At 62.6% G+C, this 15501-nt stretch carries 13 protein-coding genes and 2 pseudogenes; 5 read left to right on the plus strand and 10 right to left on the minus strand.

The window, feature by feature from the left end:
• Positions 1–6: 6 nt before the first annotated feature.
• The 5 genes from JET17_RS24885 to JET17_RS24905 form a co-directional block, all read right to left on the minus strand.
• A complete protein-coding gene (locus JET17_RS24885; RefSeq protein WP_012316639.1) occupies positions 7–639 on the minus strand; it encodes a sarcosine oxidase subunit gamma in 633 nt (210 codons plus the stop codon).
• A 179-nt stretch (positions 640–818) separates the two neighbouring features.
• Positions 819–3836: a sarcosine oxidase subunit alpha gene (locus JET17_RS24890; protein ID WP_012316640.1), complete on the minus strand. Its 3018-nt coding sequence runs from the start codon at positions 3834–3836 to the stop codon at positions 819–821.
• Positions 3833–4168 (minus strand): sarcosine oxidase subunit delta, encoded by a 336-nt coding sequence (locus JET17_RS24895; RefSeq protein ID WP_012316641.1) that lies wholly within the window; start codon positions 4166–4168, stop codon positions 3833–3835. Before JET17_RS24895 ends, JET17_RS24890 begins: the two co-directional genes overlap by 4 nt.
• A gap of 14 nt (positions 4169–4182) precedes the next feature.
• A complete protein-coding gene (locus JET17_RS24900; RefSeq protein ID WP_012316642.1) occupies positions 4183–5433 on the minus strand; it encodes a sarcosine oxidase subunit beta family protein in 1251 nt (416 codons plus the stop codon).
• 15 nt (positions 5434–5448) lie between these two features.
• Entirely contained in the window at positions 5449–6702 is a 1254-nt protein-coding gene (locus tag JET17_RS24905; RefSeq protein WP_012316643.1) for a serine hydroxymethyltransferase, read from the minus strand.
• A gap of 324 nt (positions 6703–7026) precedes the next feature.
• Here JET17_RS24905 and JET17_RS24910 point away from each other — a divergent pair, with 324 nt between their 5' ends.
• Positions 7027–8067 (plus strand): low specificity L-threonine aldolase, encoded by a 1041-nt coding sequence (locus tag JET17_RS24910; protein ID WP_012316644.1) that lies wholly within the window; start codon positions 7027–7029, stop codon positions 8065–8067.
• Positions 8068–8147: 80 nt separating this feature from the next.
• Here JET17_RS24910 and JET17_RS27910 read toward each other — a convergent pair whose 3' ends face one another.
• The 4 genes and pseudogenes from JET17_RS27910 to JET17_RS24925 form a co-directional block, all read right to left on the minus strand.
• A complete protein-coding gene (locus JET17_RS27910; protein ID WP_420094560.1) occupies positions 8148–8885 on the minus strand; it encodes a methyl-accepting chemotaxis protein in 738 nt (245 codons plus the stop codon).
• Positions 8886–9011: 126 nt separating this feature from the next.
• Positions 9012–10085 (minus strand): annotated as a pseudogene (locus JET17_RS27915) (cache domain-containing protein); the annotation flags it as partial.
• 136 nt (positions 10086–10221) lie between these two features.
• A complete protein-coding gene (locus tag JET17_RS24920) occupies positions 10222–10524 on the minus strand; it encodes a cell division protein ZapA (protein ID WP_012316646.1) in 303 nt (100 codons plus the stop codon).
• Positions 10521–10751 (minus strand): hypothetical protein, encoded by a 231-nt coding sequence (locus JET17_RS24925; protein WP_012316647.1) that lies wholly within the window; start codon positions 10749–10751, stop codon positions 10521–10523. The genes JET17_RS24920 and JET17_RS24925 overlap by 4 nt, the downstream gene beginning before the upstream one ends.
• A gap of 291 nt (positions 10752–11042) precedes the next feature.
• On the opposite strand from JET17_RS24925, the pseudogene JET17_RS27920 reads away from it, so the two are divergent.
• Together JET17_RS27920 and JET17_RS27925 are read left to right on the plus strand one after the other, a co-directional pair.
• Positions 11043–11798 (plus strand): annotated as a pseudogene (locus JET17_RS27920) (MCP four helix bundle domain-containing protein); the annotation flags it as partial.
• Positions 11790–12653 (plus strand): methyl-accepting chemotaxis protein, encoded by an 864-nt coding sequence (locus JET17_RS27925; RefSeq protein ID WP_414157848.1) that lies wholly within the window; start codon positions 11790–11792, stop codon positions 12651–12653. The pseudogene JET17_RS27920 and the gene JET17_RS27925, both read left to right, overlap by 9 nt.
• A 151-nt stretch (positions 12654–12804) precedes the next feature.
• On the opposite strand, the gene gbcB is transcribed toward JET17_RS27925, so the two are convergent.
• Positions 12805–13905, minus strand: a complete 1101-nt coding sequence (gene gbcB / locus JET17_RS24935) for a glycine-betaine demethylase subunit GbcB (protein ID WP_042111822.1) — start codon at positions 13903–13905, stop codon at positions 12805–12807.
• Between gbcB and JET17_RS24940 the strand changes: the two genes are divergently transcribed.
• Together JET17_RS24940 and gbcA are read left to right on the plus strand one after the other, a co-directional pair.
• Complete coding sequence (locus JET17_RS24940; RefSeq protein ID WP_080516501.1) at positions 13904–14128, plus strand: hypothetical protein; 225 nt, start codon at positions 13904–13906, stop codon at positions 14126–14128. The genes gbcB and JET17_RS24940 overlap by 2 nt on opposite strands.
• Positions 14129–14201: 73 nt before the next feature.
• A complete protein-coding gene (gene gbcA, locus JET17_RS24945; protein WP_012316650.1) occupies positions 14202–15494 on the plus strand; it encodes a glycine-betaine demethylase subunit GbcA in 1293 nt (430 codons plus the stop codon).
• Positions 15495–15501 lie beyond the last annotated feature (7 nt).

Here is a 15501-nt window from a genome sequence, read left to right on the forward strand (position 1 = left end):
CTCTCCTTAGGCTTCGATGCTCAGGCCGTATTCGGCAGAAGCGTCCTGCAGCCACAGCCACCAGTAATCGGCGAAGCTGCGGCGAATCACCAGCTCCCAGGTGTCCTCGGCCGTGCGGCGGATCACCAGTTGCGACTTGGCGAACACGGTACCCACCGCCTTGCCCACCGGGAAGTTGTTCGGGTGAACATCATAGCTGGTGGACTTCATCAGCACTTCGCGCACGTGCGGGCCACGCAGCTCCAGCAGGCTTTGCCCGCCGCTGACGTTGACCACCTGGATGTGCTGGCCTTCAAGGGCCGCGCGCAGTTTTTGCTCGACGGCGAACTCCTGGCCGCCGGGGACGATCAGCAGCCACTCATCGGGGCCGAGCCACTGCAACGACATCTCACTATTGGCGACCACGGTCAGGGCCACTGGCAGCTCCAGGCCCAGGGCCTTGTGCACGCCTGCGGCGAATTCCGGGTCGTGGCCGTCGCCGCGAAGGGTCAGGTGGCCGAGGAATTTCTTTTCACGCAGGGTCACGCCTGCGTTCTTGCGGCCCTTGCCAACCAGGCTGGCCAGGTCGGCGTGATGCAGCGGCGACTGAGCCTTGGCGTCGGCGCCGGGGTTTTGCTGGAAGACGTTGATAGCGCTCATTTCTTACCTGCCTTGAATTCTTGGTCGTCGATACGACGCAGCTTGCAGGGTGTGTTTGCCGGCCTCATCGCCGGCAAGCCGGCTCCCACAGGGACCGCACCTACCTTCATAACTGCATCGATCCTGTGGGAGCCGGCTTGCCAGCGATTGGGCCAGCCGGCTCGTCACAGGGCCCGGAGTCAAACGTTCTGCCGCTCACCCTTCGGATCGAAGAACACCGAAGACACGATTTCTGCCTCGATCACGCTGCCATCGGCTTGCGGCGAATAAACGCGCTCGCCCATGCGTTTCAGGCCGCCTTTGACCACACCCATGGCAAACGAATAACCCAGGGAGTTGGCCGCGTAGCTGGAGGTGACGTGGCCGACCATGTCCATCGGGATCGGCTGCTTGGGGTCGAACACCAACTGAGCGCCTTCGGGCAGCCACTTGGTCGGGTCCACAGGCTTGAGGCCCACCAGCTGCTTGCGGTTTTCACGCACGCAGTCTTCGCGGTTCATGCCACGCAGGCCGATCCACGAGAACGGCTTGTTGCGGCCCACACACCAGCTCATGTTGAGGTCGTCCGGGGTCATCGAGCCGTCGGTGTCCTGGCCAACGATGATGAAGCCCTTCTCGGCACGCAGCACGTGCATGGTTTCGGTGCCGTACGGGGTCAGGTTGTACTTCTTGCCGGCCTCGATGACTTTTTCCAGCACGCCCATGGCGTAGTTGGCCTGCACGTTGACTTCGTACGACAGCTCACCGGTGAACGAAATACGGAACACGCGGGCCGGTACGCCACCGACAGTGCCTTCCTTCCAGGTCATGAACGGGAAGGCGTCCTTGTCCAAGTCGATGTCGTCGGTCAGCTCGCTGAGCAGCTTGCGGCTGTTGGGGCCGGACAGGGTCAGCGTGGCCCAGTGATCGGTGACCGAGGTGAAATACACCTTCATCTCTGGCCATTCGGTCTGGTGATACAGCTCCAGCCACTGCAGCACGCGTGCGGCGCCACCGGTAGTGGTGGTCATGTAGAAGTGGTTGTCGCCGACACAGGCGGTCACGCCGTCGTCGAAGACCATGCCGTCTTCTTTGCACATCAGGCCATAACGGGCCTTGCCCACATCGAGCTTGGTCCAGGCGTTGCTGTAGATGCGGTTGAGGAACTCGCGGGCATCCGGGCCCTGGATATCGATCTTGCCCAGGGTCGAGGCGTCGAGCAGGCCCACGCTGTCGCGCACGGCCTTGCACTCACGGGCCACGGCAGCGTGGATGTCTTCACCGGCCTTGGGGAAGTACCAAGGGCGCTTCCATTGGCCGACGTCTTCGAACTCGGCGCCGTTCTTCACGTGCCAGGCATGCAGGGCAGTGAAGCGCACGGGCTCGAACAGGTGGCCACAGTGACGGCCCGCTACCGCACCGAAAGTCACCGGCGTGTAGTTGGGGCGGAACATGGTGGTGCCCATTTCCGGAATGGTGATACCGATCGAACGGGCGGCGATGGCCAGGCCGTTGATGTTGCCCAGTTTGCCTTGGTCGGTACCGAAGCCCAGCGCGGTATAGCGCTTGACGTGCTCGACCGACTCGAAGCCTTCGCGGGTGGCCAGTTCGATACCGGCGGCGGTCACATCGTTCTGCTGGTCGACGAACTGCTTCGGCCCCTTGCTGCCCTTGTCGTGCGGCACCTGGAACAGGGCCACGGTGGCCTCTTCCTTGCGTGCAACGGTCTTTGGCAGCGTGCCGGTGGTAGCCTTGAAGCCGGCTTCGGTGGCTGCGCGCACGCCGCCTTCGAAACCATCGGCAATCACATCGCCCAGTGCATACACGCCGTTGATGCCACCCACGCACACGCGCTTTTGCGGCGCATCACCGGGCACGAAGCCAAGAATGTCATCACGCCAAACCGGGCGACCGCCCAGGTGCGAGGCCAGGTGGACGATCGGGCTGTAGCCGCCGGAGGTTGCGATCAGGTCGCATTCGAGGGTTTCGCCGGGGCTGGTGACCTTGTGTGCCTGCACATCGATGGCCGCCACGCGGGCACCGGTGACATGCTTGCTGCCTTTGGCCTCAATCACAGCGCTGGAAGTGAGGATGCGGATGCCTTTGGCACGGGCTTCCTCAACCAGCGAACCACGTGGGTTGTGGCGGGCGTCGGCGATGGCGACGACCTGCAGGCCAGCGTCATGCCAGTCCAGCGCAGCCCGGTAGGCATGGTCGTTGTTGGTCGACAGCACCAGCTTGCGGCCCGGTGCCACGCCGTAGCGGCGCACATAGGTGGAGACAGCGCCGGCCAGCATGTTGCCCGGCACGTCGTTGTTGCCGTACACCAGCGGGCGCTCGTGGGCACCGGCTGCCAGTACAACGCGCTTGGCACGTACACGGTGCACACGGTGGCGAACCTGGCCGATCGGGGCACGGTCACCGAGGTGGTCGGTAAGGCGCTCGTGAATGGTCAGGAAGTTGTGGTCGTGGTAGCCGTTGACCGTGGCGCGTGGTAGCAGGGTCACTTCCGGCAGGCTTTGCAGTTCTTTGACCACGGCGTTGACCCAGTCAGCGGCCGGCTTGCCATCGAGGGTCTCGCGGCTGTCGAGCAGGCTGCCGCCGAACTCTTCCTGTTCGTCAGCCAGGATCACCCGGGCACCGCTGCGCGCAGCGGCCAGGGCAGCGGCCAGGCCTGCAGGGCCGGCACCGACGATCAGCACGTCGCAGTGCTGGTTCATGTAGTCGTAGCTGTCCGGGTCGTTCTGCAGCGGCGCACGGCCAAGGCCTGCCGCCTTACGGATGTACTTCTCGTAAGTCATCCAGAACGATTTCGGGTACATGAAGGTTTTGTAGTAGAAGCCCGGCGGCATCATGCTGCCGCCGACCTTGCCGAGGATGCCCATGACGTCGTTGTTGACGTTCGGCCAGCCGTTGGTGCTGGTGGCGACAAGGCCTGCGTACAGCGCCTGCTGGGTAGCGCGCACGTTGGGGATCTGCGTGGCTTCGCTGGAGCCGATCTGCAAGATAGCGTTCGGTTCTTCGGTACCGGCGGCGATGATGCCGCGTGGGCGCGAGTACTTGAAGCTGCGGCCCACGATATCGACGCCGTTGGCCAGCAGCGCGGCGGCCAGGCTGTCACCGGCATACCCCTGGTAGGTCTTGCCGTTGAAGGTGAAGTTCAGGACCTTGCTGCGGTCGATACGGCCGCCGCTGGCGAGGCGATAGGTCTGGCTCATACTTTTTCCCCTTGGCCTTTGACGGTCGACGGTGCGCTGCTTTGCTTGCCGCCTGCGGTCACCTGCGGCTTCTCACCGATCTTGTAGGTTTCCAGAATTTCGTAGGTCACGGTGTCGCGGGTGACGTTGAAGTACTGACGGCAGCCGGCAACGTGGTCCCACAGTTCATGGTGAATACCGCGCGGGTTGTCGCGGAAGAACATGTAAGTGCCCCACTCTTCGTCGGAGCAGGCGTTGGGGTCCAGCGGGCGAGCGATGTGCGCCTGGCCAGAGGCGTGGAACTCTTCTTCGGAGCGCAGCTCGCCGCAGTGGGGACAAAAAATATGCAACATGACGGTGTCTCCGGTTAGTGGGCGACGGCGGCGGCGCCGTGTTCGTCGATCAGTGCGCCGTTGTAGAAACGGTCCATGGAGAACGGCGCAGCCAGCGGGTGCATCTCGCCTTTGGCCAGGCTTGCGGCAAAGACGTTGCCCGAGCCCGGGGTCGCCTTGAAGCCGCCGGTGCCCCAGCCGCAGTTGAAGAACATGTTCTTGACCGGAGTCTTGGAAATGATCGGGCAGGCGTCCGGCGAGGTGTCGACGATGCCGCCCCACTGGCGGTTCATACGCACGCGCGAGAGGTTGGGGAACATCTCGACGATGGCCTGCAGGGTGTGCTCGATAACCGGGTACGAACCGCGCTGGCCGTAGCCGACCCAGCCGTCGATACCGGCGCCGATCACCAGGTCGCCCTTGTCGGACTGGCTGATGTAGCCGTGCACGGCGTTGGACATGATCACGCTGTCGATGATCGGCTTGATCGGCTCGGATACCAGTGCTTGCAGCGGGTGCGACTCCAGCGGCAGGCGGAAGCCGGCCAGCCTGGCCATGTGCCCGGAATTACCGGCAGTGACCACACCGACGCGCTTGGCGCCGATGAAACCTTTGTTGGTTTCCACACCGATCACTGCACCGTTTTCCTTGCGGAAACCGATCACTTCGGTCTGCTGGATCAGGTCCACGCCCAGGGCGTCGGCGGCACGGGCGTAACCCCAGGCCACGGCGTCGTGACGGGCGACGCCACCACGGCGCTGAACGGTAGCGCCGAGGATCGGGTAACGGGTGTTCTTCGAGCAGTCCAGGTACGGGATTTCGGCCGCGACCTGGGCGGTGTTGAGCAGTTCGCCATCGACGCCGTTGAGGCGGTTGGCGCTGACGCGGCGCTCGGAATCACGAATGTCCTGCAGGGTATGGCACAGGTTGTAGACCCCGCGCTGGGAGAACATCACGTTGTAGTTGATGTCCTGGGACAGGCCCTCCCACAGCTTCATGGCATGCTCGTACAGCTGGGCCGATTCGTCCCACAGGTAGTTGGAACGCACGATGGTGGTGTTACGGGCGGTGTTGCCGCCGCCCAGGTAACCTTTCTCGACCACCGCGACATTGGTGATGCCGTGTTCCTTGGCCAGGTAGTAGGCGGTGGCCAGGCCATGGCCGCCACCGCCGACGATGACCACGTCGTAGACCTTTTTAGGGGTCGGCGTGCGCCACATGCGCTGCCAGTTCTCGTGGTGGCTGAGGGAGTGTTTGAAGAGGCCGAAGCCCGAGTAGCGTTGCATGGTCGTTTACTCCACTCAGCGGTAAACAGGGAAGTCTGTGCACAGAGCCGCGACGTTCTTCGCCACATCGGCTTCGACATCAGCGTCACCGAGGTTATCGAGGATGTCGCAGATCCAGCCGGCCAGGGCCACACACTGGGCGACCTTGAAGCCGCGTGTGGTGACAGCCGGGGTGCCGATGCGCAGGCCGGAAGTGACGAACGGCGACTGCGGGTCGTTCGGCACAGCGTTTTTGTTGACGGTGATGTGCGCGCGGCCCAAGGCAGCGTCGGCATCTTTGCCGGTCAGGCCCTGGCGGATCAGGCTGACCAGGAACAGGTGGTTGTCGGTACCGCCGGAGACCACGTCGTAGCCGCGGTCGATGAACACTTGGGCCATGGCCTGGGCGTTCTCGATGACCTGCTTCTGGTAGCTCTTGAACTCAGGCTCCTGAGCTTCCTTGAAGCACACAGCCTTGGCTGCGATGACGTGCATCAGCGGGCCGCCCTGGGCGCCGGGGAAGACGGCGGCGTTGAGCTTTTTCTCGATCTCTTCGTTCGACTTGGCCAGGATCAGGCCGCCACGTGGGCCGCGCAGGGTCTTGTGGGTAGTGGTGGTCACCACGTCGGCGAACGGGATCGGGTTCGGGTACAGGCCAGCGGCAACCAGGCCGGCAACGTGGGCCATGTCGACGAACAACAGCGCACCGACCTTGTCTGCGATGGCGCGAAAACGCGGGAAGTCGAGGGTCTTGGAATAGGCCGAGAAGCCGGCAACGATCATCTTCGGCTTGTGCTCGACGGCCAGGCGCTCGACTTCGTCGTAGTCGATCAGACCGGTGTTGGTGTCGATGCCGTATTGCACCGCGTTGTACAGCTTGCCCGAGGACGACACTTTGGCGCCGTGGGTCAGGTGGCCGCCGTGGGCCAGGCTCATGCCCAGGATGGTGTCACCGGCCTGCAGCAGAGCCAGATACACGGCGCTGTTGGCCGAAGAGCCGGAATGTGGCTGAACGTTGGCGTAGTCGGCACCGAACAGCTGCTTGGCGCGCTCGATGGCCAGCGCCTCGACTTTGTCGACGTGCTCGCAGCCACCGTAGTAGCGCTTGCCTGGGTAGCCTTCGGCGTACTTGTTGGTCAGGCCGCTGCCTTGGGCCTGCATGACGCGCTTGCTGGTGTAGTTCTCCGAGGCGATCAGCTCGATGTGATCTTCCTGGCGCTGTTCTTCGGCATTCATCGCCGCCAGCAGTGCGTCGTCGTAACCCTGGATCTGGTCTTGCTTGCTGAACATCGTGGTTCTCCCGGCAGCGATCGTTTCTTGTCTGTAGAGCACTGTGGCCCTTTGTGGCGATGGTATGACTGGCCGGGGTGGGTCAGATGCCTGCGCACGCCTTGCAATGGCGCGTTTACGACATTCACCCGTCGGTTGCACAAATCCCTGTAGGAGCGGCCTTGCGTCGCGAATGGGTCGCGCAGCGGCCCCAAGCTTCAGCAGCGCTTAAGCAATGGCTGGGGTCGCGTCGCGACCCTTTCGCGACGCAAGGCCGCTCCTACATAGGCAACCGCTGAATCGATGGTTTAGAGTGCTGTTCTGCGTTGTTCACAGGACCGTGTCATGACAGATAAAAGCCAACAATTCGCCAGCGACAATTATTCCGGTATCTGCCCCGAAGCCTGGGCAGCGATGGAAAAGGCCAACATGGGCCACGACCGCGCCTACGGCGACGACCAGTGGACCGAGCGTGCCGCACAGTACTTCCGCGAGCTGTTCGAAACCGACTGCGAAGTGTTTTTCGCCTTCAACGGCACCGCGGCCAATTCGCTGGCCCTGGCCTCGCTGTGCCAGAGCTACCACAGCGTGATCTGCTCCGAAACCGCCCACGTAGAGACCGACGAATGCGGCGCGCCGGAGTTTTTCTCCAACGGTTCCAAGCTGCTCACCGCGCCCAGCGTCAACGGCAAGCTGACGCCACAATCAATTCGTGAAGTGGCGCTCAAGCGCCAGGACATCCACTACCCCAAGCCACGCGTGGTGACCCTCACCCAGGCCACCGAAGTGGGCACCGTGTACCGCCCCGATGAGCTCAAGGCGATCAGCGCCACCTGCAAGGAGCTGGGCCTGAACCTGCATATGGACGGCGCGCGGTTCACCAATGCCTGCGCATTTCTTGGCTGCAGCCCGGCCGAGCTGACCTGGAAGGCGGGCGTGGATGTGCTGTGTTTTGGCGGCACCAAGAACGGCATGGCGGTGGGTGAAGCGATCCTGTTCTTCAACCGCGACCTGGCCGAAGACTTCGACTACCGTTGCAAGCAGGCCGGGCAACTGGCCTCGAAGATGCGCTTTTTGTCGGCGCCCTGGGTCGGGCTGCTGGAAGACGGCGCCTGGCTGCGCCATGGCAACCACGCCAACCGTTGCGCACAATTGCTGGCGTCGTTGGTGAGTGACCTGCCGGGGGTGGAGCTGATGTTCCCGGTGGAGGCCAACGGGGTGTTCCTGCAGATGCCGGAGCCGGCGCTGGAAGCACTGCGTGGCAAGGGCTGGCGGTTCTACACCTTCATTGGCAGTGGCGGGGCGCGGTTCATGTGCTCCTGGGATACCGAAGAGGCACGCGTACGCGAGCTGGCGGCGGATATTCGCAACATCATCGGCGCCTGACAGCTTGCCGGGAGGGCTTTGCCCTCCTTTCGCGACGCAAGGCCGCTCCTACAGAATGCTGTAGGAGCGGCCCCAGCGATCTAAAGTTTGAACCCGCCCATCTGCCGCGCAAGATCATCGGCCAGCCCACGCAACGCCTGGCACTCCTCGCGACACCCCTGCACTTCCGCCGCCGTTTCCCTGGCCAGGTCAGAAATCCCCTGCACCGTCCGGTTGATCTCCTCGGTCACCGCCGACTGCTCTTCCGTCGCCGTTGCCACCTGATGGTTCATGTCGCTGATGTGCTCGACCTGGTCGGTAATCGCCCCCAACGAGGCGCCGGTTCGCTGGCTCGACTCCACGCCACTGCCCGTCGCCTGCTGCCCCGCGTGCATCGACGTTACCGCCGAACCCGCCCCGTGCTTGAGGCGCTGGATCATCTGCTGGACTTCATCCGTCGACACCTGGGTACGACGTGCCAGCGTCCGCACCTCATCGGCCACCACGGCAAAGCCACGCCCCATCTCCCCTGCTCGCGCCGCCTCGATGGCAGCGTTGAGCGCCAGCAGGTTGGTCTGTTCGGAAATGCTGCGGATCACCGCCAATACTTCATCGATAGAGGCGACTTCGTCGGCCAATTGCGCCACCGCATCCGCAGCCTTGCCGATGTCACCCGACATGCCCTCGATACCCTGGATCGAACGGCGCACCACTTCACGCGCCTGCAAGGCTTCGTCCCGCGCTGACTGCGAAGCCTGCGCAGCATCGCCGGCGTTGCGGGCAATGTCCTGCACGGTCAGCCCCATTTCGTGCACGGCGGTGGCAACCATTTCGGTCATTTCCTGCTGCCGCCCGGAACGTTCGGCCGTGTTGTCCACCACCTGAGTCACCTGTTCGACAGCCCGATGCAAGCGCTCGGTGGTGCGCAGCACCTCGCCGATCAGCCCGCGCTGGCTGTCGAGAAAACGGTTGAAGCCGCGGGCCAGATCGCCCAGTTCGTCCTGACGCGAATCGTCCAGGCGATGGCTGAGGTCACCCGCACCGCTGCCAATCTGCACCAGCGCGGCGGTCACACGGCGAATAGGCCGCACCAGCCCGCGCGCCAGCAGCACCACCAGCAAAAGCGAGAGCAGCGCCACACCACCACCGATCGCCGTGGTGAGCCAAACCGCCTGACGCATCTGCGCATAGATCTCTGCCTCAGGCACCTCGGCAACCAAGGTCCAGTTCAGGTCGCGCAGGGGCAAGCCCAAGGCCAGATAGCCTTCGCCTTCACGCTGGAAACGGCTGGTGCGCAAGCCCTGCTCACCACTCATCACCACCTTGGCGGCCTGTTCATCGAGCTGCTGCGCGAGCTGTCGCTTGCCGCTGAAGGCATTGTCCGGATGCACCTGGATCAAGCCATCGTTGCGTACCAGAAACACCTTGCCGTGCTCGCCAAAGCTGAAGTCGTGGATAAGTTTCGACAGCTCGGTCATGCGCAGGCCCATGCCGGCCACACCGACCAGCTTGCCGTCCTTTTCCACGCGGTAGTCGATGAACAGCGCCAGCTCGCCGGTAGCGCCGTCGATATCGATATTGATCAGGCGCTCGGCGCCACTGTCGATGTAGCCGTAAAACCACTTGTCTTTGGGGTTGTCACGGCTGAGGGTGCGGTCCAAGCCATTCTCGTTGTAGTAGTGGCCGGTCTCGGTCGAGGCGAAGAGTGTGGTGAAGGCCTGGTTGCGCTGCTTGGCGGCCTGCAGGTATTCGATAAAGCGCGGCATTTCGCCAGCATCTTCACCGGCGGCCAGCCAATCACGCAGCAGCGTGTTGCCGGCGATGTCGGCTGCGGCTACCAGCGGCTGGCCAAGCATTCGCTCGATGTCGTTGCGGATGGCTTCGATGCTGGCCGGCAGCGCCGTGTCCACCAGGTAGCGATCGGTGAGGCGGTTGAGCGCCACGGTGAAAATGATCACGACCACCAGGATGCTCGCCAGCAGGGCCGCGCCCATGCTCGCGATCAACTGCCACTGGATACTTCGACGCCAGATACCCATGCCCCTTCCTCCCCAGGAATTTTTGTTTGGGGGAAAGTGTATACACTCAGGTATCCAGTTATACCAGCGATCTGCAACAAGGATGGAGACGCCGTGGGGCAGGCAAGCCTGTACCCACAGCGTTGTCGGTGTGCTCTTACTGTTCGGCGATGGTCCGAACGATGGCGTCCACCGTGGCGTCGATCTGCGCCTGTGTACGCTCAAGGGTCTGCTGATGTTCCTTCTGCAGTTCAACCTGCTTGGAACACAGATTCAGGGCGGCCAGCACCAGCAGCTTGTCGCCGATCAGGGTCGGGTACGAACGTTTGGTTTCGGCAAGGGCGGTGTTGAGCATGCGTACCGCCTGCGCCAGGGTTTCTTCCTGGCCTTCGGGCGCCTTGATCGAATAATCGTTGCCGAGGATCGACACGACATTGACCGGCTGCGCTTGCAGTCTCATGCGCCGACGACACCTGCACTGGCGCGCTCAACCAGCGCCTGGATGCGCGCGGCGGTGGCGCCGTGCTTCTCTTCCTGCTCCATCAGCGACAGTTGCAGGGTTTCGTTCTCTTCCTTGGCCTGGGCCAGTTCCTGGCCAAGGGTGGTGTTCTGCTCGGTGAGTTGAGCGTTTTTCTGCATCAGGTCGCTGACCAGTTGCTCGAGTTGATTCAGGGAGGCTTCCAGCATGGGGTCTATCTCGGGTTGTTGCAAAGGGCGCACACGATAAAGAAAAGTGTGAGCCCTCGCCATTAAATATCGGAATCTCAAGGTTTCTATCCCGCAGATTGACAGGGTATCGGGCCCCTTGTTCCGACCTGGGTCAACCGCCGGTCAGGTAAATGGATAGCTGGCTCACAACTTTCGCCGTTCACGCTCAAGACTGGCCGGTCACGACCGATAGCCAGGTAAGTCATATTTCGTCGCATGGAACGCGTCCACTTCTCTGTCTGGATTCTTCCTTCCATGTCCCTACGCAACATGAATATCGCCCCGCGCGCCCTGCTCGGGTTCGCCCTGATCGGCTTGCTCATGCTCGGCCTTGGCGTCTTCTCGCTCATGCAGATGGGCAACATCCGCCAGGCGGGCCTTGCCATCGAAAACATCAGCGTGCCCAGTATCAAGACCCTGGACGAACTGACCTCGCTCAACCTGCGCCTGCGCACCCTCTCCTACCGCTTGATGCTCAACCGCGAGCCGGAAGTCCAGCGCGACACCCTCAACCTGCTGGACCAGCGCAACGCCGAGATCGACCGTGCTCGCCAGGCCTACCTGCCCCTGATCAGCGCCGCAGACGAACAGGCCGCCTTCGACCAGTACACCGAGCTGCTAAACCAGTACCGTCAGCTGGAGTCGCGCATGCGCAGCCTGAGCCAGGCCAACCGCACCGATGAGCTGCGTGATCTGCTCAACCGCGACCTGCTGGCCAATTCCGAGCAGATCAACAAGGTCATGAACACCTTGGTGCGCATCAACACAGAACAGACGCGCGCAACCAACGAAACCGCTGCCAATCAGTATGCCGCGGCCTTCGCGTTGGTGATCGGCCTGCTGATTGCCGCAGCCGTGCTGACCTTCCTCTGCGCGTTGCTGCTGACCCGCAGCATCGTCAAGCCGATCGACGAAGCCCTCCTAGCCGCCGAGCAGATTGCCGACGGTGACCTGACCCATATCATCCGCGCCGAAGGCTCCGATGAGGCCGCACGCCTGCTGCGCGCGATGGCGCGCATGCAGGAAAAATTGCGTGACACCCTGCAGCTGATTGCTGGCTCCGCTACCCAGCTGGCGTCGGCCGCCGAAGAGCTGAACGCCGTTACCGACGAGAGCGCGCGAGGCCTGCAACAGCAGAACAACGAAATCGAGCAGGCCGCCACGGCGGTGACCGAGATGACCAGCGCCGTCGAGGAAGTGGCACGTAACGCTGTAAGCACCTCAGAAGCCTCCAGCGAAGCCAGCCGCTCGACCGGCGACGGCCGTGACCTGGTGCTGGAAACCGTGGGTGCCATCGAGCGGATGAGCGGTGATGTGCAGGCTACGGCCAAACTGATCACCCACTTGGCCGAACAATCGCGCGACATCGGCAAGGTACTGGATGTCATCCGTGGCCTGGCCGACCAGACCAATCTGCTGGCGCTCAACGCTGCGATCGAGGCAGCCCGCGCGGGTGAAGCAGGCCGTGGCTTTGCCGTGGTGGCAGACGAGGTGCGCGCACTGGCCCACCGCACCCAGCAGTCGACCAGCGAAATTGAACGGATGATCGGCAGCATCCAAGGCGGCACCGAACAGGCGGTCGAATCGATGCGCACAAGCACCGAACGCGCCGAGTCGACGCTGAATATCGCCAAGGGCGCCGGCATGGCGCTGGACACCATCGCCGGGGCAGTGGCGCAGATCAATGAACGCAACCTGGTAATCGCCAGCGCGGCGGAAGAACAGGCCCAAGTGGCGCGGGAAGTGGACCGCAACCTGGTGAATATCAATGACCTTTCGGTGCAGAGCGCAACCGGCGCGCACCAGACCAGCGCGGCGAGTGCAGAGCTGTCGCGCCTGGCTGTGGATCTGAATGGGCTGGTGGCACGTTTTCGCACCTGACATCGCCGGGGCCGCTTTGCGGCCCAATCGCCGGCAAGCCGGCTCCCACAGAGATCTGTGCCAGCTGTGCCATTGACAGCAGCGCTACGGAACCTTGTGGGAGTCGGCTTGCCGGCGATTGGGCTGCAAGGCAGCCCCAGCAATTTCCGGATCAGTAATCGATCCGCACATCCCCTTTCGGCACGCTGCAGCAAGACAGAATGTAGCCCTCGGCTTCGTCCTCTTCGGTGATACCGCCGTTGTGCTCCATTTCCACTTCCCCGCCCAGCTTGAGCACCTTGCACGTCCCGCAAATGCCCATACCGCAGGCTTTCGGAATCATCAGGCCAACCTTCGCCGCCGCCGCATGCACGGTCTCGCCCGGGGCAACCCGGATGCTCTTCTCGCTGCCGATGAACTCCACCAGGTTGAGCTCGGAAACGTCCACTTCCGGCGCATCGGCCGCCTGCTCGGCATGCTCCACGGCGTCGGCCTTGGCCTCTGCCGGCGTCGCACCGAACGACTCCTCGTGGTAGTTCTTCATGTCAAAACCGACGGCCTCGAGCATGCGCTTGACCGCAGTCATGTATGGCGTCGGGCCGCAGCAGAACACCGTGCGCTCCATGTAATCGGGCGCAATCAACTCCATAAGCCGCTGGTTCAGATAGCCGCGATAACCCGCCCATGGCTCACCCAGGCCGTGCTTCTCGCAAATGATGTGCAGGCTGAAGTTGGGGATGCGTGAAGCCATCTGCTCCAGTTCGCGGTGGTAGATGATGTCTTTCGGTGAACGGGCGCTGTGCACGAAGACCATGTCGACATTGGCGTTGGTGTCGTAGAACCAGCGCGCCATGGACATCACCGGCGTAATACCGACACCGCCGGAGAGGTACAGCACCTTGGCCGCCGGGAAGTCGATGGCGTTGAACAGCCCCACCGGGCCGTGCACCGGCACTTCAAGGCCTTCGTGCATGGTGTCGTGCAGGTAGTTGGACACATGCCCGCCTGGCACCCGCTTGACCGTGATCGAGAAGCTGTAGGGCACCGACGGCGAACTGGAGATGGTGTAAGAGCGCATCACCGGCTTGCCTTCGATCTCCAGCTCCAGGGTGACGAACTGCCCAGGCTTGAAGAAGAACATGATCGGCTGGTCGGCCATGAAGCAGAAGGTGCGCACGTCCCAGGTCTCCTGGATGACCTTGACGCAGCGCACGATGTGGCGGCCATTGGCCCAGGTCTGGGTGGTGACCGGATTGAGGAAAGTATCGGACATGTTCATCTCCAGCGGCCGACAATTGGCCCTTTTCATGGCTGCGATAATGCGCAAGCTGAAGGCGCCGCACATTCCTGCCTGCGACATCGGCGTGCTTATCGCGACCAGCCCCGTGCTACAAGGGCTGGCGCGTCGTAATTCAAATCGGCCATGTCGCCCATGGATACGGTTCGCGGCGTCTTCGGACGCACACTCCACGGCAAAAGAACCTGCTGTTTTTTGACAGATGCTCTTGCGGCACCACAACAACGATTAGCCACCTTTTGCCGGCCGCATACGGCCCCGAGGATTACACGATGGACGTCACCGCAACCCTGAGCCTGGGCGATCCACTGGAACCTGCACGCAAGGCCACCGCCGAGATGCTGCAGACCCGCGAGCGCACCTACTCGCTGCCCCAGCCGTTCTACACCGACGAGCGTCTGTTCCAGATAGACATGCAGGAGATCTTCCACAAGGAATGGCTGATTGCCGGCATGACGTGCGAAATCCCGGCCAAGGGCAACTACATCACCCTGCAGATCGGCAAGAACCCGATCATTGTGGTGCGCGGTAGCGAAGGTAAGGTGCATGCCTTCCACAACGTCTGCCGCCATCGCGGCTCGCGCCTGTGCGTCAGTGAGAAAGGCAAAGTGGCAAAGCTGGTCTGCCATTACCACCAGTGGACGTATGAACTGGACGGCCGCCTGCTGTTCGCGGGTACTGAAATGGGCGCCGACTTCGACATGAAGGAGTACGGCCTGAAGCCTGTGAACGTTAAGGTCGCAGGTGGCTACATCTTCATCAGCCTGGCGGAAAACCCACCTGCTATCGACGAGTTCCTGGCCACCCTGGACCACTACATGGAACCGTATGACATGGAGAACACCAAGGTGGCAGTGCAAACCACCTTGATGGAAAAGGCCAACTGGAAGCTGGTGCTGGAAAACAACCGCGAGTGCTACCACTGCTCCGGCTCACACCCGGAGCTGCTGCAAACCCTGCTGGAGTGGGACGACACCAACGACCCGCGCGCCAGCCAGGAATTCAAGGACCACGTGGCCGCCTCCGCCGCCGCCTGGGAAGCCGAGAAGATCCCGTACCTGCACAAGAGCCATGGCCTGCGTAACCGCATCGTGCGCATGCCGCTGCTCAAGGGCACCGTGTCGATGACCATGGACGGCAAGCAGGCCTGCCAGAAGCTGATGGGCCGTATCAAGAACCCGGACCTGGGCTCGATGCGCATCCTGCACCTGCCGCACTCGTGGAACCACTGCATGGGCGACCACATGATCGTCTTCACCGTATGGCCGATCAGCGCCCAGGAGACCATGGTCACCACCAAGTGGCTGGTGCACAAGGATGCCGTCGAAGGTGTCGATTACGACCCGGAACGTATGCGCAAGGTGTGGGATGCCACCAATGACCAGGACCGCCGTTTGGCGGAAGAGAACCAGCGGGGCATCAACTCCACGGCTTACCAGCCAGGGCCGTACTCGAAGACTTATGAGTTTGGTGTGGTGAATTTCATCGATTGGTACAGCCAGCGCGTGCTGGAGAACCTTGGTGCAGAGCCGGCTGCGTACCTTAAGGAAGTGCAGGCTCAGTAAGTAGCCG

This window comes from Pseudomonas putida (genome assembly GCF_016406145.1).
GTDB lineage: Bacteria > Pseudomonadota > Gammaproteobacteria > Pseudomonadales > Pseudomonadaceae > Aquipseudomonas > Aquipseudomonas putida_E.